The 16,609-nt window shown below is 74.9% G+C and carries 16 protein-coding genes; 5 read left to right on the top strand and 11 right to left on the bottom strand.

All coding sequences use genetic code 11. From position 1 onward, the window contains the following. Nucleotides 1-9 precede the first annotated feature (9 nt). A complete protein-coding gene (locus tag NX801_RS20455) occupies nucleotides 10-1,128 on the bottom strand; it encodes a WD40/YVTN/BNR-like repeat-containing protein (RefSeq protein ID WP_258789248.1) in 1,119 nt (372 codons plus the stop codon). Nucleotides 1,129-1,302: 174 nt separating this feature from the next. Here NX801_RS20455 and ssgD point away from each other — a divergent pair, with 174 nt between their 5' ends. From ssgD to NX801_RS20435, 4 genes are all read left to right on the top strand, one after another. Continuing rightward, nucleotides 1,303-1,722: a spore wall synthesis regulator SsgD gene (gene ssgD / locus NX801_RS20450; protein ID WP_258789247.1), complete on the top strand. Its 420-nt coding sequence runs from the start codon at nucleotides 1,303-1,305 to the stop codon at nucleotides 1,720-1,722. A 604-nt stretch (nucleotides 1,723-2,326) separates the two neighbouring features. Further along, nucleotides 2,327-3,961, top strand: a complete 1,635-nt coding sequence (locus NX801_RS20445; protein WP_258789246.1) for an ABC-F family ATP-binding cassette domain-containing protein — start codon at nucleotides 2,327-2,329, stop codon at nucleotides 3,959-3,961. Between the two features lie 265 nt (nucleotides 3,962-4,226). Next, nucleotides 4,227-5,204, top strand: a complete 978-nt coding sequence (locus NX801_RS20440) for an acyl-ACP desaturase (protein WP_258789245.1) — start codon at nucleotides 4,227-4,229, stop codon at nucleotides 5,202-5,204. Between the two features lie 577 nt (nucleotides 5,205-5,781). After that, the gene (locus NX801_RS20435) at nucleotides 5,782-6,243 is read left to right on the top strand and encodes a peptidoglycan-binding domain-containing protein (RefSeq protein WP_258789244.1); all 462 of its coding nucleotides are present in this window, start codon (nucleotides 5,782-5,784) and stop codon (nucleotides 6,241-6,243) included. A 129-nt stretch (nucleotides 6,244-6,372) separates the two neighbouring features. On the opposite strand, the gene NX801_RS20430 is transcribed toward NX801_RS20435, so the two are convergent. Continuing rightward, nucleotides 6,373-6,630 carry a WhiB family transcriptional regulator gene (locus NX801_RS20430; RefSeq protein WP_258789243.1) on the bottom strand — a complete coding sequence of 86 codons (258 nt, stop codon included), beginning with the start codon at nucleotides 6,628-6,630 and terminating at the stop codon, nucleotides 6,373-6,375. Nucleotides 6,631-6,792: 162 nt separating this feature from the next. Continuing rightward, on the bottom strand, nucleotides 6,793-7,812 hold the full coding sequence (gene ligD / locus NX801_RS20425) for a non-homologous end-joining DNA ligase (protein WP_258789242.1): 1,020 nt from the start codon (nucleotides 7,810-7,812) through the stop codon (nucleotides 6,793-6,795). A 92-nt stretch (nucleotides 7,813-7,904) separates the two neighbouring features. Between ligD and NX801_RS20420 the strand changes: the two genes are divergently transcribed. After that, nucleotides 7,905-8,972, top strand: coding sequence for an ATP-dependent DNA ligase (locus tag NX801_RS20420; RefSeq protein ID WP_258789241.1), 1,068 nt, complete (start codon nucleotides 7,905-7,907; stop codon nucleotides 8,970-8,972). On the opposite strand, the gene NX801_RS20415 is transcribed toward NX801_RS20420, so the two are convergent. From NX801_RS20415 to NX801_RS20380, 8 genes are all read right to left on the bottom strand, one after another. After that, complete coding sequence (locus NX801_RS20415; protein ID WP_258789323.1) at nucleotides 8,958-10,253, bottom strand: lytic transglycosylase domain-containing protein; 1,296 nt, start codon at nucleotides 10,251-10,253, stop codon at nucleotides 8,958-8,960. The genes NX801_RS20420 and NX801_RS20415 overlap by 15 nt on opposite strands. Nucleotides 10,254-10,387: 134 nt before the next feature. Continuing rightward, the gene (locus tag NX801_RS20410; protein WP_258789240.1) at nucleotides 10,388-11,095 is read right to left on the bottom strand and encodes a hypothetical protein; all 708 of its coding nucleotides are present in this window, start codon (nucleotides 11,093-11,095) and stop codon (nucleotides 10,388-10,390) included. Between the two features lie 148 nt (nucleotides 11,096-11,243). Further along, a complete protein-coding gene (locus NX801_RS20405) occupies nucleotides 11,244-11,771 on the bottom strand; it encodes a hypothetical protein (protein WP_258789239.1) in 528 nt (175 codons plus the stop codon). 87 nt (nucleotides 11,772-11,858) lie between these two features. Further along, entirely contained in the window at nucleotides 11,859-12,455 is a 597-nt protein-coding gene (locus NX801_RS20400) for a hypothetical protein (RefSeq protein ID WP_258789238.1), read from the bottom strand. Then, entirely contained in the window at nucleotides 12,452-13,024 is a 573-nt protein-coding gene (locus NX801_RS20395) for a hypothetical protein (RefSeq protein ID WP_258789237.1), read from the bottom strand. Before NX801_RS20395 ends, NX801_RS20400 begins: the two co-directional genes overlap by 4 nt. Then, nucleotides 13,021-14,178: an MCE family protein gene (locus tag NX801_RS20390; protein ID WP_258789236.1), complete on the bottom strand. Its 1,158-nt coding sequence runs from the start codon at nucleotides 14,176-14,178 to the stop codon at nucleotides 13,021-13,023. Before NX801_RS20390 ends, NX801_RS20395 begins: the two co-directional genes overlap by 4 nt. After that, nucleotides 14,175-15,488, bottom strand: coding sequence for an MlaD family protein (locus NX801_RS20385; RefSeq protein ID WP_428986188.1), 1,314 nt, complete (start codon nucleotides 15,486-15,488; stop codon nucleotides 14,175-14,177). The genes NX801_RS20390 and NX801_RS20385 overlap by 4 nt, the downstream gene beginning before the upstream one ends. A 32-nt stretch (nucleotides 15,489-15,520) precedes the next feature. Beyond that, nucleotides 15,521-16,606 carry an MCE family protein gene (locus NX801_RS20380; protein ID WP_258789235.1) on the bottom strand — a complete coding sequence of 362 codons (1,086 nt, stop codon included), beginning with the start codon at nucleotides 16,604-16,606 and terminating at the stop codon, nucleotides 15,521-15,523. Nucleotides 16,607-16,609: the final 3 nt, after the last annotated feature.

Below are 16,609 nucleotides of genomic sequence, written 5' to 3'. Positions count from 1 at the left end.
CCGCCCGCCTCAGCGGCGCAGCCGCGCCACCCGCCCCTGTTCGCCGGCGGCCCAGCAGCCGCCGTCCCGGGCGCAGTCGACGGTGTCGTACGAGCCGGTGTCCACGGTCCGCCAGGTGCGCCCGCCGTCCCGGGTGAGGTCGGTCCCGGTGGGGCCGACGGCCAGGGCGGCGGAGCGGCTGCCGGGGAGCCAGGCGGCACCGGAGCGGTAGCCGGGCGGCGGGGTGGTCGCCGGGCGCCAGTGGCGGCCGCCGTCCCGGGTGACGGCGGCGGCCCGCGGGGACGGCTCGCCGGTCCGGTAGTCGCCGCCCACCGCGATGCCCCGGGCCCGGTCGCGGAAGGCCAGGCCGAAGACCCCGCGCGCCGGGTCGCCGGCCGGCAGCACCGCGTCCGCGACCCGCCAGGTGCGGCCCCGGTCGCCGGAGCGCAGCACCCGGGCGGTGGCGCCGCCACCGGTGGCCAGCCAGACGTCCCGGGGCCCGGCGGCGACCAGACACTGACCGCTGGCGGCGAACCCGGCCTCGCCGGGCAGCGCGGCCGGCATGCCCGCGTCCGGGAGCGCCCGCCAGCTGCGACCGCCGTCGCCGGTGGAGAGCAGCCGGAACTTCCCGTCGACCGGATCGCTCAGCGCGAGCCCGTGCCGGGTGTCGAAGAAGGTCACACAGTCGTAGAACGCCTTCGGGTCGGTGTTCCGGAACGACTCGGTCCAGCTGGCGCCGCCGTCCTCGGTGCGCAGGATCCGGGACGCCTCGCCCTCCCCGATCGCCAGCACCACCGCCCGCCGCCGGTCGAACGCCTCGATGTCGCGGAACTCCAGCGTGCCCGCGCCGGGCGGCGAGACGTTTCGCCAGGCGCGTCCGCCGTCCTCGGTGCGCAGCACCGTACCGCCGGAACCGGCCACCCAGGCGGTGGTGCGGCTGACCGCCGCCAGCCCCCGGAACCGGGCGGTGACCCCGGTCCCGGTCGGCTGCCACACCCCGGCGGAGGTGGCGGACCGGCCGGCCGGCGCCGGTGCGGCGGGCTCCGGCACGGCGGTCGCCGGGGCCGCCGTCGTCAGCAGGGCGGCCGCCAGCGCGGCCCCGCAGAGCCCCGCCGACACCATTCGTCTCGTGCTCCCCATGGAGGTCATGGCGCGGGAACGTAGCCCACCCGGCGGGCGCCGTCCAGAGCGCCGGAGCACCCCGGAGTGACACAGCTCACCCACCGGGCCAGTGCACGCATGGCTCGGAATCGTCGTCCTTCCAGGTGCCAGGGAGGCGTACCGCCACAGCCGTGTCCACGCCGTGCGAACAGGGAGCAGGTCTTGTCCACCGTCATCGAGCAGGCCGTCCAGGCCCGGCTGGTCGCGCCGGCGCCCCGGATGGAGACCGTGCCCGCCACGCTGCGCTACGACCTCACCGACCCGTTCGCCGTGCGGATGAGCTTTCCCGCCCCGGCGACCCTGGAGGGCGTGGACGTCGCCTGGGCCTTCTCCCGGGAGCTGCTGGCCCGGGGCGTGGAGGAGCCGGCCGGCGTGGGCGACGTGCGGATACGGCCCTTCGGCTACGACCGTACGGTGGTGGAGTTCCACGCCCCGGAGGGGGTGGCGATGGTGCACATCAGGACCTCGGAGGTGCGCCGCTTCCTGAAGCGTGCCCAGCAGCTGGTCCCGGCCGGGAGCGAGCACCGCTTCCTCGACTTCGACGAGGATCTGGCGCGGCTGCTGAGCGACGACACCCGCTGACGCACCGGTCCTGGACACCCGGCACCCCGGCCGGAGACGCCCACCGGCGCTCCGGCTGACCCACCGGCCGACACGCCGACCGGTGACCCGCTCCGTCGCCTCCCCGCCCTGCCCCCCTCCTGGCTTCCCGCCTCCCGGCGCCCGCCGGTCGCCCCTGCCCTCCCGGCCGGCCGCCGGCCCCGTCGCTCCCCCTAATCCCGTTGCCTCCCGGCACCGCCCCGCGTACTGTCTTCTCCGGCCCTGTTGTCGTCGATCGGAGTAGGACGTTGCTCGTCTGAGGTCCTGAGACACCGCGCCGCCCAGTCCTTTCCGTGCTGAGCGACGACGCGTGCGACCTCGGCGTACGAGCCGTCCGAACCGCCAACGGGCCTTTCCCGCCCAGGGGTTGCCCCGCAGGATCTCCGCATCCTGCCGGGCCGATCGCCCCGGGCCCTCCCGGCCGGCCGCTCCCACCGCTCTTCCGGCGCCGGTCGCCGGCGGTCGTCCGTGCCCGTCCTCCGGCCCTCCGCGGCCGCGGGCCGTCATCGGTGTCTCGTACGCGCATCCCCCGCACACCGCGTGCCGCCATGGGCGCACGCGACCACACGACACCGGGAGTCGCCCCATGTCTACCGCCCCCACCTTCGTCACCTGCACCGATCTCTCCTTCTGCTGGCCGGACGGCACGGAAGTCCTCGACGGCTTCCAACTGGCCGTCGGCCCCGGCCGGACGGGGCTCGTCGGGCGGAACGGCTCCGGCAAGTCGACGCTGCTGAAGCTGATCGCCGGCGAACTCACCCCCACCGGCGGCGCCGTCCGGACCGCCGGTACGGTCGGCTACCTCCCGCAGGGCGCCACCCTGGACACCGGGCTCCGGGTGGACCAGGCCCTCGGGGTGGCGGGGACCCGGGCCGCGCTGCACGCCATCGAGGCGGGTGACGCCCGGGCGGAGAACTTCACGGCGGTCGGTGACGACTGGGACGTCGAGGAGCGGGCCCGGGCCACGCTGGACCAGCTCGGCCTGGGCCACATCGGCCTCGACCGGACCATCGGGGAGGTCTCCGGCGGGGAGTGCGTACTGCTGCGGCTCGCCGCCCTGCTGCTGGCCCGGCCCGATGTGCTGCTGCTCGACGAACCCACCAACAACCTGGACCGGCACGCCCGACGCCGGCTCCACGCGGCGGTCCGGGCCTGGTCCGGGGTGCTGGTGGTGGTCAGCCACGACCGCGAACTGCTGGAACTGGCCGACCGGATCGCGGATCTGCGGGACGGCGGGATCACCTGGTACGGCGGCCCCTACTCGGCGTACGAGGAGGCGCTCGCCGCCGAACAGGAGGCGGCCGAGCGGATGGTGCGGGTCGCGGAGGCCGATGTGCAGCGGCAGAAGCGTGAACTCGCGGACGCCCAGGTTAAATTGGCCCGGCGCAAACGGTACGGGCAGAAGATGTACGACCAGAAGCGCGAGCCGAAGATCGTCATGAACGCCCGGAAGCGAACCGCCCAGGAGTCGGCCGGAAAGCACCGGATCATGCACACCGAGAAGCTCGGCCAGGCGAAGGAGCGGCTGGACGAGGCGGTGGAGGCGGTGCGCGACGACGACGAGATCCGGATCGAGCTGCCCCACACCGCCGTGCCGGCCGGCCGGGAGGTCCTTCTCGCCGAGGATCTCGAACTCCGTTACGGAGCACGGGTGAAGGGCCGGCTGGACGTACGCGGACCGGAGCGGATCGCGCTGGTGGGCCGGAACGGGGCGGGCAAGACGACGCTGCTGCGCACCCTCGCCGGCGAACTGGAGCCGGTGGCGGGCGAGGTGGCGGTCAGGGTGCCGGCCCGCTTTCTGCCACAGCGGCTCGATGTCCTGGACGACGAGCTGAGCGTGGCGGCGAACGTGGCCCGGTTCGCGCCCACCGCGACCGACAACCGCGTCCGGGCCCGGCTCGCCCGCTTTCTCTTCCGGGGCGCCCGCGCGGACCAGCCGGTCGGCACCCTCTCCGGCGGTGAGCGGTTCCGCGCCACCCTGGCCGCGCTGCTGCTCGCCGAGCCGGCCCCGCAACTGCTGATGCTGGACGAACCGACCAACAACCTGGACCTGGCGAGCGTCCGGAGCCTCACGGCCGCGCTGGAGGCGTACGAGGGCGCGCTGATCGTGGCCGGCCACGATCTGCCGTTCCTGGAGTCGATCGGGATCACCCGGTGGCTGGCGCTGGACGGCGAACTGCGCCCGACCAGCGGGGAGGAGGTGCGCGCGGGCACGGTGTGAAGGGGACGGGGCGGACGGGGCCGGACGCGGGGCGAGCCGGGACGGGGCCGGGGACGGGGCGAGCCGGGACGGGAGGACTCGGGACGAGCCGGGGCGTGAGCTGCCTCTCCCCGGGCGCCCGGCGCACTTCCGCACGCTGGCCGCATAGCCGTACGTAATCGGACGATCCCGGACAGGGGCTTGGCGGGGGCTTATCGGCCCCTTAACCTACGGTCTCGTAACCTACGAGACCGTAGGTAGCACTCCCGTCCCCAGGAGCATCCGCATGACCCTCACCACTCCTCACCTCGGCAGCTCGGCCGGCTGGACCGACGCCCGGCTGCTGCACGCCCTGGAGGAGGTGGTCGAGAAGGAACTCAACCGCCATCTCAAGGTCGCCAAGGACTGGATGCCCCACGAGTACGTGCCGTGGTCGGACGGCCGGAACTTCCCCGGCCTCTTCGAGGACGGCGAGCCGTGGGAGTCCGGGCAGTCCAAGGTCTCCGACATCGGCCGGACGGCGCTCGTCGTCAATCTGCTCACCGAGGACAATCTGCCGAGCTACCACCACGAGATCGCCACCCTCTTCGGCCGGGACGGCGCCTGGGGCACCTGGGTGCACCGCTGGACCGCCGAGGAGGGGCGGCACGGCATCGTGATGCGCGACTATCTGCTCGCCTCCCGCGCGGTCGACCCGGACCAGCTGGAGCGGTTCCGGATGGCCCATATGAGCGAGGGCTTCGAGTCGGACAACCGGCACTCGATGCTGCACTCGGTGGCGTATGTGGCCTTCCAGGAACTGGCGACCCGCATATCGCACCGCAACACCGGCCATCAGTCGGGCGACCCGGTCTGCGACCGGATGCTGGCGCGCATCGCCACCGACGAGAACCTGCACATGGTCTTCTACCGGAATCTGCTGAAGGCCGCGTTCGAGATCGCCCCGGACCCGACAATGCTGGCGGTGCGGGACGTCGTGGTGCACTTCCGGATGCCGGGCCACGGGATGCCGGGCTTCGAGCGGGCCGCCGCGCAGATGGCGATCGGCGAGATCTACAACATGCGCATCCACCACGACGACGTGCTCCAGCCGGTGCTGCGCTTCCTCAAGGTGCTGGAGATCGACGGCCTGGGCCCCGAGGGGCTCCGGGCCCAGGAGGAACTGGGCCTCTACATGGGCGGACTGGACGCCGAGGCCGCCAAGTTCGACGAGAAGCTGGCCGCGCGGAAGGCCCGGCTGGCCGCCCGGCAGGCGGCCGGCTGACCCCGGGGGACCCGGACGGGGCACGGCGGACGCCGGGCGGACCCGGACGGGACACGGCGGCCCCCGGCAGGCCCGGACGGGGCACGGCGGACTCCGGGCGGAACGCGGCGGAGGGGCGCACGGAACGCGGCGGGGTCGCGCGGCCGTCACCAGGCGGCCGCGCGGTGGTCCTGCGCCGTCCGGCCGCCCGCAACCGGTGCGGGGTGCCCTGCGGGCACCGGTCGGCGATCAGCGGTCCGGCGCCCTCCCGCAGCGCGGACCGGCCGCCGTCCCACCGGGCCGCGACCCGGCGAAACTGGTCATTTCCGTGAGCGCGAACCGTGGTTTCCCGCACAACATGTGGTCACCGGCGCCCCGGCTCGGCGGATCGCGGCCGGCCTCGCCCCGGGCATTCGGCGTGCTGAGCACCCGTGTCCGGCGCCGGTGACGGGTGTGGCCGCCGGTGAGATTCCAGGTGGGCCGGATTGCCGGGCAACCCTTTGGGCAGTGCTCGACCCTCCTTCTGCCGCGCTGGTAGACACCTGCCTGCACGCGGTCAGCCCCGGGCAGTCGCCCACCCGGAAGAAGGGGAACAATCATGCTCACACGCGCAAGGGCCGCTGTCGGCCTCACGGCCGGCGGTCTGGTTCTCGGTCTGACCGGCGCCCTCGTCGGCGCGACCACGGCCACCGCCGCACCCGCCCGGCCCATGCCCACCCGGACCGTCACCGTCACCGTCCAGGCCGTCAACAACCTCGGCCTCAGCACCAGCGAAGCCAAGAGTGTGCAGTGTTACGTCCGGGACGCCGGATTCAACCCCGGCGCGATCGACGGCCAGCTCGGCTCCGGCAGTTGGCGGGCCTGGCAGTCGTTCCTCAACGACCGCGGGTTCAACGCCGGAACCGTCGACGGCCAGGTCGGTCCCAACACCATCCGTGGCCTTCAGCGCTTCCTCGTCTACCTCGGCTACGACACCGGTGGCATCGACGGCGTCGCCGGAGCCAAGACCAAGGCCGCGTGGAAGGCGTTCTCCTACCTCGAGGGCGGAAGCTGGTGCTGACCGGCCGTCCGGCACGGCGTACCGCGGCGGTCCGCACCACGCGGGCGCCCTCCGAGGCCGGCCGGAAGACGGCCGGGACGGGTGTCCGCGGTACGGGACGGAAGCCGGGGGCCGGGGCCCCCCGGGCGGTCAGCGGCCGGCGCGCCGCAGTCTGAGCTCGGACCGCTCCTGTTCCGACAGCCCGCCCCACACGCCGAACCGCTCGTCGTGCGTGAGCGCGTACTCCAGGCAGGCCACCCGTCCCTCGCAGGCGGCGCAGAGCCGCTTGGCGTCCCGGGTGGAGGAGCCCGGCTCCGGGAAGAAGAACTCGGCCCCGGTCTGGGCGCAGAGGGCGGTCTCCTGCCAGGAGAGGTCGTGGTCGGTCAGGACGGTGAGGTTCTTCGGCATGTGCCCCACGGTGCCCGGCGGGGATAAACAATCCCTCAACGCCTCGTCAACACGAACGAGGCGGCGCCCCGGCACGGAGGCGCCCACCCGGTCAGCATGGCGGCGCACCGGGTGGGCGGCAAAGGGTTGGGGACGCGGGGCGTGTCCCGTACGGGCCCGGGGTCACTCCGCGCGGCGGGCGCGGCTGGGCTGCACCCGCTTGGGCTCGCCCGGCATCTTCGGGTAGTCCGGCGGATAGGGCAGATCACCGAGACCGTGGTCGCGCTCGTCCCGGGCGGCCAGCTCCAGCAGGCTCTCCAGCCCGAAGGCGTGGTCCTCCATGTCGGCGTGGACGTCACCGCGCTCCGCGAACCGCACCGGCATGGTGGCCAGGTCGAAGTCGCGGGGGTCCACACCGTCCAGCTCTTCCCAGAGCAGCGGCGCGGAGACGGGGGCGTGCGGACGGGGCCGGATCGAGTAGGCGGAGGCGATGGTCCGGTCCCGGGCGGTCTGGTTGTAGTCCACGAAGATCCGCTCGCCGCGCTCCTCCTTCCACCAGGCCGTGGTGACCCGGCCGGGCATCCGCCGCTCCAGCTCCCGGCCCACGGCGATGGCGGCCCGGCGGACGCCGGTGAACTCCCAGCGCGGCTCGATCGGCACGAAGACGTGCAGCCCCCGGCCGCCGGAGGTCTTGAGCCAGCCGCGCAGCCCGTACTCCTCCAGCAGGGCGCGCAGTTCATGGGCGGCGGCCACCGCCTCCGCGAAGCCGGTCCCGGGCTGCGGGTCCAGGTCGACGCGGAGTTCGTCGGGGTGGTCGGTGCGGTCCCCGCGTACCGGCCAGGGGTGGAAGGTGAGGGTGCCGAGGTTGGCCGCCCAGACGACGGTGGCGATCTCGGTGGGACGGATCTCGTCGGCGTACCGGCCGCTGGGGAAAGTGATGTGCGCGGTGGGAATCCACTCCGGGAGATTCTTCGGTGCGCGCTTCTGGAAGAAGGATTCGCCCTCCACCCCGTCCACGAACCGCTCCATGGTGGTCGGGCGATCCCGCAGCGCCCGGACGATGCCGGGGCCCACGGCGAGGAAGTAGCGGGCCACGTCCAGCTTGGTGAAACCGCGCTCCGGAAAGTACACCTTGTCCGGATTGGACAGCCGTACGGTCCGCCCGCCGGCCTCCAGCTCCACCGCGTTCGACGCCTTCGCCATAACCGTCACCGTAGGCCGGGCCGCCGCCACCCGCATATCGGCACTCACCTCCGTGAATGGTGTCGAATGTCCCGTGTGGGCAGAATCGGGGCATGGACCTGCCGGTGATGCCCCCCGTGAAGCCGATGCTCGCCAAGTCCGTGAAGAAGATCCCTCCCGGTATGCAGTACGAGGCCAAGTGGGACGGCTTCCGCGCGATCGTGCACCGGGACGGCCCCGAGCTGGAGCTCGGCAGCCGTACCGGCAAGCCCCTCACCCGGTACTTTCCCGAACTGGTCGCGGCGCTGGCGGAGCGGCTGCCCGCGCGCTGCGTGGTGGACGGCGAGATCGTGATCGCCCACGACGGCCGGCTGGACTTCGACCGGCTCAGCGAACGGATCCACCCGGCGGCCTCCCGGGTGGCGATGCTGGCGGAGCGGACCCCCGCCCGGTTCATCGCCTTCGATCTGCTGGCCCTGGGCGACGACTCGCTGCTGGACACCCCGCTCGTCGAGCGGCGGACGGCACTGGAACGGATGCTGGCGGGCGTCGGGGCCCCGGTCCACCTCGCGCCCGCCACCACCGACGTCGAGGTGGCCGAGGAGTGGTTCGAGCGGTACGAGGGGGCCGGACTCGACGGGGTGGTGGCCAAGCCGCTGGACCTCCCCTACCGGCCGGACACCCGGCTGATGTACAAGATCAAGCACGAGCGCACCGCCGATGTGGTGGTGGCCGGCTACCGCTTCCACAAGAGCGGCCCGGTCGTCGGCTCCCTGCTCCTCGGTCTCCACGACGACCGGGGCACGCTCCAGCACGTGGGAGTGTGCGCCGCGTTCACCGCGCGGCGCCGGGCCGAGCTGGTCGAGGAGCTGGAGCCGCTGCGGATGGACCCGCCCGCCGGCCATCCCTGGGCCCGCTGGGCCGACGAGACCGCCCACGAGACCTCCCGGCTGCCCGGCGCGCCGAGCCGCTGGACGGGCAAGAAGGACCTGTCCTGGGTGGCGCTGCGGCCGGAGCGGGTGTGCGAGGTCGGGTACGACCACATGGAGGGCGACCGGTTCCGGCACACCGCCCAGTTCCGCCGCTGGCGCCCGGACCGCACCCCGGAGAGCTGCGGCTACGGCCAGCTGGCGGAACCGGTGTCGTACGACCTGGCGGAGGTGCTGTCAGGGAGTGGCTGACGGCCGGCCGGGGGCCGGTATCGCCTGCGGCCCCGGCGCCTGGTCCGCCTCGGGGGTGGGAACCGGATCCGGGGTGGGATCGGGAGCCGGGACCGGCGTTGTGGGATCCGGAGTGGGAGTGGTGGGCGGAGCCGGGGTGGTCGGCGTGGGCTCGGGGGTGGGAGTGGGCGGGGGGGGTTCCGGCGTGCGGGTGGGCGGCGCCGGCTGCGTGGGCGTGGGGGGCGGAGTGGTCGGAGACGGCGCCGGACGGGTGGGTACGGGAGCGGGCCGGGAGGGGTCCGGCCTGACGGGGCCACCGGGGCCGGTGGCCGGGGCCGGGGCGGGCCGGCTGGGAGCGGGCGCGGGCCCCGGCGCCGGGCGGTCGTCCGGCCGGGGGGCCGGAGCACCGGCCGGGCGGGTGGCGGGGCGTGTGGCGGGACCGGCCGGCAGCACTCCGGTGCCGTCCGGCACCGGGTGGACGCCGTTCCGGTAGAAGGCGAGCCAGGAGAGCACGGTGCGCAGATAGGCGTCCGAGTGGTTGTAGGCGAGGATCGCCCGGTCCAGATCGGCCCCGGCCGTCAGGTTCCGCGCCCCGGCGCAGAGGTAGTGGCCGGCGGCGAGGGCGGCGTCATGGACGTTCTGCGGGTCACGGCGGCCGTCGCCGTTGCCGTCGGCGCCCCAGCGCGCCCAGGTGGACGGGATGAACTGCATCGGCCCGACCGCCCGGTCGTAACGGGGGTCGCCGTCGTACCGGCCGCCGTCGGTGTCGGTGATCCGGGCGAATCCGGCGCCGTTCAGGACCGGGCCGAGGATCGGGGTCAGCGCCGTGCCCCGGGCGTCCACCCGGCCGCCGTTCGCCTGCCCTGACTCGACCCGGCCGATCGCGGCGAGCAGTTGCCAGGGCAGCCGGCACCCCGGGTCGGTGCGCGCCAGGGACGCCTCGGCCCGGCGGTAGGCGGTGAGCACGGTCGCGGGGATGCCCGACTGGGCGGTGATCCGGACGGCCGGTACGGCTCCGGGGCCCGGGCCGGCGGCCGGGCCGAGGGGAACGGGGCCGGCGGGCGCCCCGGGGCCGGTCGCCCCGGCCAAAGCGAGCGCCAGGGCCTCGGCGAGCGACGGCACGTCGGGGGCGGGCGGCAGTTCGGTGTGGTAGGCGCCGTCCCCGGGCGTGGGTGCGGCGGGGGCCGGGGGCCGGTCCGCGCGCGCCACCGGTTCCGCCGGGACGGTCGGGCCCGCCGGAGCCGCCGGGGGGACGCCGGTACGCGGCACTCCGGGCGCCTGGGAGGCGGTGAGCGCCGCCATGACCGCAAGCGCCGCCGCCGTACCGCCCAGTCCCCGGCGGGCGCGGACGCCGCTCCTGCGCCTGGTGTGCTCGGTTTGGCCGGTGTGCTCGGTGTGCGTGGTGTGTTCCGCGATTTGTTCGGCCCCGGTCGTTCTCATGCGCCCGCTCCCCAGGTGTCGATGGCGGCGATCCGCCAGGTGCCGTCCCCGCGCACCGCGTCCACCGCGAACATCGCGGCGCCGTGGGTGGTGCCGTCCTTGGCGGCGGCCGTACGGGTGTTGGTCTGGTCCGCGTAGATCAGCAGCCGCGCCCGGTCGCCGTCGATCAGCTCCACTCCGCTCTGGGTGACGGTGGTGGTGAGCAGCAGCTTCTGGGCGGCGGCCTGCTGCCGTACCGGGGCGAGCAGGGCCCGGTGCTGGGCGACCGCCGGGCCGGTGAGACGGTCCCGGATCGCCGCGTCGGTGGCGGCCGGGGCGGCGTAGTTGTACGAGAAGAGCGCGTTGACCGCCTTGGTGATCTCGCCCTTCGCCTCGCTGGTCCGGGCGGCGTCGGTGAGCGCGGTGTTCCGGACCGCCGGCCGGTCCCGGAGGGCCGCCGCCTCGGTCGCCGCCCAGCTCGCGAAGGCGCCCAGCAGTACGGTGGCCACGCCGAGGGCGACCGGAAGGACCAGGTGCCGGCGCCGGGGCGTCTCGGCGGTGGCCGGCTCCTCGGTTCCGGTGGCCCGGCGGCGCCGCGCCGGTCTCCCGGCCGGGACGCGCCGGTCCGCCCCGGGCGGCGCGGCGAGGGGCGAGGGGCCGGTGCGGGACGCGGTGACCGTGGCCAGCCGTCTCCGCCGGTTGATGAGGTGGCGGGTGGTCGACATCTCGCGGGTCCTCTCCGTCCTTTGTACGGTGTCCTTCGTGCGGTGTCAGTTGCGCTGTGTCAGTTGTGCTGTGTCAGTTGTGCGGTGTCCGGTCCGTCGGCGTGCCGTTCAGCCGGTCGCCGTGATGTCCGGGCCGTGACCGTGGTGTTCAGCCGGTCGCCGTGGTGCCGACCGGGGCCTGGCCGAGGGCGCTGAGCTTCCAGCCCCCAGGGGTCCGGGTCAGCTCACCGAGCATCCGGCTCTCCTTGGCGGCCGGTTTCCCCTTCGGCGGTGTCACCGTGACCCGGAGGGCGACCATCACACTGGCCCGGCCGGCCCGGGTGTCCAGCTCGGTGACCGCGCCGGAGAGCACCTTGGCGGTGGTCACCGTCTTCGCCTCGCGAATCTGCCGCTCGAACCGGTCCCGCCCGTCGGTGAGTTGTTTGAGCAGCTCACCGGTGGACGATTGCTGCCAGGCCCTCAGCCCGGCCGCCACGTCCCGGTGGTCCAGGGTGTTCATGTTCTGCACGGCCTGCTCCCCCGCCGCCAGCACCTCGTCCCGGGTCACCGAGTGGGCGGCCGCCTCGTCATGGGCCGCCGTGTACCAGGACCAGCCGCCCCAGCCGGCTCCCCCGGCGGCGAGCAGGGCGAGACCGGCCGCCGTGAGCAGCAGGGGATTCCGTACCGTGCGTGTCATTCGGTGGCCGCCTTCCTCCGTGGGTGACTTCGCGGGTGACGTCGTGGGTTACTCCGTGCGTCCGGGCTCTCGTCGGCCCGACCCCGCCTACCGGGCGCCCAGTTCGGTGATCCGCCACCGGCCGTCCTCCTCTCGTGCGGCGGTCACCGAGAGCTGGGCGGCGACCGTGGTGGCGGGTCCGCCGGCGCGTACCGCGACCTGGTCCAGAAAGACCAGAAGCCGGGCCTCGTGGTCGGTGAGCCGGACGACACCGGCCCGTACGACCCGGGTGGTGAGGGTCAACTTCTGTGCGGCGGCCTGCTGTTCGAGGCCACCGAAGAGGAGCGCGTACTGCCGGGCGGCCCGGCCGGCCAGCAGGGTGCGCGCGGCCTCCCGGGTGGCGGCGGTGTCGTCCGGGCGATACGAGAAGACCCGGCGCAGCGCTTCCCCGACCTCCTCGGTCACCCGGGCGGTCGCCGGTCCGTCCGCGAGGGCCCGGTCACCGGCGGCCGGGGCGTCCGCCAACTGGCCGGCTCGTACGAGGAGTCCGGCGGCGGCGAGCAGTAACCCGGCGGTCGCCAGGGCGAGCAGGGTCCGGGCGGCGCGCGGCCGGCGCGCGGCGGACCCGGGGGCCGGCCCGGCCGGGTCGGCGGGCGGGGCGCCGGGTACGGGGGACGCGGCGGACGGCGCCGCGCCCACGCTCATTCCGGGCCCCCTTCGCGGTCCGGTTCGGTCCGGCCGTTCTCGCCGCCCGGTCCGCCTCCCGTCCCGGCCACCGGGACTGCGGCGAGCCGGGAGACCCGCCAGCCCTCCGGGGTGCGGGTGAGGCCGGCTTCCAGCCGCCGGCGGTCGGTCGTGGGCCGGCCCGTCCCGGGGGTCAGCACCACCTGGACCGTGGCGATCAGGGTGGCCGTGCCCGCCCGGGTGTCGAGGGCCGTGAGCGCGGCGTCCGTGACGGTCGCCCGGGCCGGGATCCGGGCTTCCGGGGCGGCCGTCGCCAGCCGGGCACGGAGCGGCCCGGCCGAGGCGTCCAGCCACTCCGCCCGGGCGGCGCCGGGGCGGGCCGGGTCCGCGCTGCTCAGCCGGGCGAGGTGGAGCCGGCCGGCGGCCAGCGCGTCGGCGCGCTCCCGGGCCCGGGCGCGGTCCGGGTCGGCCGCCGCCCGGGCGCAGGCCCAGCCGGCGAGCCCGCAGCAGACCGCCGCGACCGCGAGCGCCGCCCACCAGCCGTACCCCACCGGCCCGGAGCGCCGGCCGGGCCGCCCGTACCGCCTCACCGGCCGGCTCCGGAGCCGCCGGGGCGGGCCGGTTCCGGGACCGGCCCGCCGCGCGGGGCGTTGGCCGAGCCCCGGACGTCGACCCCGCTCGACGGGGCGGTGGTGCAGCGGGCGCCGGTGTTCAGGGGCGGCGGCGGCGAGAGGTCCAGGCCGTTGCGGTAGGTCGTCCCGCCGTACCCGGCGGTGCAGGGCAGCGGCGCGAAGAAGGTCAGCGACATGCCCATGGTGGCGCCCTTCCCGGTGACGGCGGTCGCGCCGGCGGCGGCGAGGGCGGGCATGGTCACCAGGAACTCGTCGATGCCCCGCTGCCGGGTCACGGCCACCTCCGAGGTGGTGAGCAGATTGGCCAGCACCACGCCGAAGGCCGGGTCGAGGTCCTTCAGCAATCCGCTCACCTGGCCCGCCGCCCCGGGCGCCGTCGCGATCAGCTTCCGCAGGTCCCGGTCGGACGCCTTGAGGGTGGCGGCGAGCCGGGAGGCGCCGGAGGCGAAGGAGGTCAGCGACTCGGCCTCCTCGGCCTGGGTGCGCAGTACGGTCTCACCGTCCACCAGCAGCCGGGTGGTGGCCGGCAGCGCCCGGTCGGCGGCGGCCACGAACCGGTCGCTCGCGTCCAGCAGGGCCTGGAGGTCGTCGCCCCGGCCGCTCAGCGCCGTGCCCAGTTCGTCCACGACGGTGCGCAGTGACTCGGTGTCCACCGACGCGGCGAGCCGGTCCACCCCGCTCAGCACGGTGGTGACCGGCGCCGGGATCCGGGTGTCGGCCCGGTCGACCACCGAACCGTCCCGGAGGTACGGCCCGTCGGCGGAGGCCGGCCGCAGATCGATGTACTGCTCGCCGACGGCCGACAGACCGGCCACGACGGCCTGGAGGTCGGCGGGGATCGGCGGGGCCGACTCCTTGATGCGCAGCTCGGCCTCCACCCCGTCCCCGGTCAGCCCGATGGGTCCGACCCGGCCCACCGAGACCCCCCGGTAGGTGACATTGGCGTGGGTGAAGAGACCGCCGGTGGCGGGGAGACGGACACGCACGGTGTAGTAGTCGCGGAGGCCGGCCCAGTGGCCGAGATCGGCGTACCGGACACCGAGAAAACCGAGGACGAGCACGGCGACGACCAGGAAGACCAGATTCTTCAGCCGGATGGCGAGGGTGATCATCCCGCCCTCCCGGCCGACGGGAACGGGAGCGGGAGCGGTGCCGTCCCGGACCGGCGTGCCCCGCCCTCGCCCGGGGTGGTGCTCCGGCCCTGGGCGGTGCCCTGGGGCGGGGCAGCGCCCTGCCCCTGCGGCGGGTTCCCGCCCGGGGGTGTGTCCTGGGCCGGGGGTGTGTCCTCTGCCGGTGGCGGGTTCTCGTCCGGTGGGGTGAGAGCGGGGACGATCTCGGTGCCGGGCACCGCGGCGATGTCCAGATAGACGTTGAGGTAGTCGCCCCGCACCCCGCGCAGCACCTCGTCGGTGAACGGGTAGGTGAGCAGCACCTGGAGCGAATCGGGCAGTGCCCGGCCGGAGTCGGCCAGCGCGCGCAGGGTGGGGGTGAGGGCCTTGAGGTCCGCGATCACATCGTCCTTGCTCTTGTCGACGGTGGTGACGGCCACGGCGGAGAGGGTGTCCAGGGAGCGGAGCATGGTGAGCAGTGCGGTGCGCTGCCGTTCCAGCGCCTTCAGGCCGGGGCTGAGACCGGTGAGCACCGTGGAGATGGACTGCCGGCGGGTGGCGAGGGTGGCGGAGAGCCGGTTGACGCCGTCCAGAGCCGCCGTGATGGCCGCCTTGTTGCCGTCCAGGCTGGTCACCAGGGTGTTGAGCCGCCGCAACAGGGAGCGCGCCTCGGGCTCGTTGCCGCCGAGCGCCCGGCCCAGCTCGGTGGTGATGGTCTTGATCTGGGCGATGCCACCGCCGTTGAGCAGCAGGGAGAGGGCGCCGAAGACCTCCTCCACCTCCGGGTTCCGGTTGGTGCGCTCGACCGGGATGTGCGCCCCGTCGGTGAGCGGCCCGGCCGGGGCGGCCACGGGGTGCGCGGCTCCGGCCGGCCGGGCGCCCGGGGCGGGCCGGGCGGTGTCCGGGCGGGGCTCGGGGGCGGCGAGCTGGATGTACTTCTCGCCCAGCAGGCTGGACTGTTCCAGCCGGGCGACGGCGTCGGCGGGCAGCCGTACCCCGCGGTTGATCCGCATGGTGACCCGGGCCGTCCAGTCGTCCTCCGCCAGGTTGACGCGGGTCACCCGGCCCACCGCGACATCGTTCACCTTGACCGCCGACTGCGGGACCAGGCTGAGCACATCGGTGAACTCGGCGGTGATCTCGTACGGGTCGTCCCCGAGGTCCGCGCCGCCGGGCAGCGGGAGTTGCTCGATGCCGGACAGCTCCCAGTCCGGGGCGTCGCAGCCGGAGGCGGTCAGGGCCAGGGCGACGGTGAGCGCCAGGGCGCCCGGAAGCGCGGCGGCCCGGTGGCGGCGGTCCGAGTGGGATGTCAGGGGCGGCCGGCCGGTGCGGTTTCTCGTGGTACTCACCGGGACGCCCCCTTCTCCGGGCTGCCGTAGACCGTGCCGACGGCCGGCAGCGGCAGGGCGGGCAGGGCCCTGCGCCGCTCGGGGCCGACCGGCACCAGTCCGGCCGGGCCCGAGGCCCCCTCCTTCGGGCTGAGTTCGTTGATGTCGGCGCGGCCGTTGAGGGTGCGGTGGGCGGGGTCGTACGCCTTGAGCGCGTTGCCCGCGGCGAGCGGCGCGGTGTCCAGCGCCTCGGCCAGTGAGGCCCGTTGGGCGACCAGGGTCTCGGTGAGCGGCTTCAGGATGTCCACGTTCTGTTTGAGGGCGCCCCGGTTCTCGGCGATGAAGGTCTTCACCTGGGCCAGCGCGGTGCCGAGTTCCCGGAGGGCGGCGGCGAGGTTCTCCCGGTCGGCGGCGAGGAAGCCGGTGACCGACGCGAGTTGGCGCTCGGCCCGGCGGACTCCGCCGTCGTTGTTCTTGAGCATGGTGGTGAAGGACTGGAGCGAGGCGATGGTGGCGAAGAGGTCGTCGCTGCCGCGGTTGAGGGTCTTGGCCGCTTTGCCGAACTCCTCGATGGAGTCCCCGATCGCCTTGCCGTTGCCTTTGAGGTTGGCGGCTCCGGTGTCCAGCAGCCGGGCGAGGGCGCCGCGCGCGTTGGCGCCGTCCGGGCCGAGGGCCTCGCTCAGCTCGGTGAGGGAGGCGTAGAGCTGGTCGATCTCCATGGGGGTGGCGTTCCGGGCGGCGGGGAGGACGGCGCCCGGCCGGATGCGGGGCCCACCGGTGTAGGCGGGGGCCAGCTGGATGTACCGGTCGGAGACCACACTGGGCGCGACGACGACCGCGTGGGCGCCGGCCGGGACCGGTACGTCGGCGTCGAGCAGCAGGGTGACCTCGACCTCCTTGCCGGCGGGGCGGACCGGGCCGACGGTGCCGACCTTCACCCCGAGCACCCGCAGGTCGGAGCCCTCGTAGACGCCGACGGCCCGGTCGAAGCGGGCGGTGATCCGGGTGGTGCCGGACTCGTCCAGGGCCATGACCCCGGAGCCGCCGGCGACCGCGACCACGGCGAGCCCGGCGGCGAGGGCCAGAGCACGACGGGCGTTCACCGG

The organism is Streptomyces pyxinae, assembly GCF_024756275.1.
Lineage (GTDB): Bacteria > Actinomycetota > Actinomycetes > Streptomycetales > Streptomycetaceae > Streptomyces > Streptomyces pyxinae.
The sequence above is the reverse complement of the archived record's forward strand: the minus strand, read 5'-3'. Positions and strand labels throughout refer to the sequence as shown.